Source organism: Pseudomonas sp. SIMBA_068 (genome assembly GCF_046534705.1).
Taxonomy (GTDB): domain Bacteria; phylum Pseudomonadota; class Gammaproteobacteria; order Pseudomonadales; family Pseudomonadaceae; genus Aquipseudomonas; species Aquipseudomonas putida.
The window spans coordinates 1-246 of the sequence record NZ_JAWRYI010001322.1 but is presented as its reverse complement, the minus strand read 5'-3'; the positions used below and the strand labels follow the sequence as shown (position 1 = coordinate 246).

The following is a 246-nucleotide window of genomic DNA, read 5'->3' as shown; positions in this document are numbered from 1 at the left end:
GCTGGCGGGTCTTCTTCGACCTGCTTCCCGACGGCAAGCCGGCCGACTTGCGCTGCGTGCTGCGCCTGCGCGGCCAGACGATCAGCGAGACCTGGGTCTATCTCTGGTCGCCCGCCTGATCCCGATAGAGATGCCCTTCAGATGGAAACAACACCCATGTCCGACGCCAAGACACTCCGGCGCACGGCGCTCTGGCGCCGGACGCTCTATTTCGCGCTGGTCATCCTGTCGACGCTGGCGGCCTCG

Annotated in this window: 1 protein-coding gene; it reads left to right on the top strand. The window is 66.3% G+C overall.

Annotated features, from left to right (window positions below):
- Positions 1-119: glucan biosynthesis protein (locus SB756_RS33880; RefSeq protein ID WP_410913739.1), on the top strand; the 119-nt coding region annotated here is incomplete at its 5' end.
- Positions 120-246: the final 127 nt, after the last annotated feature.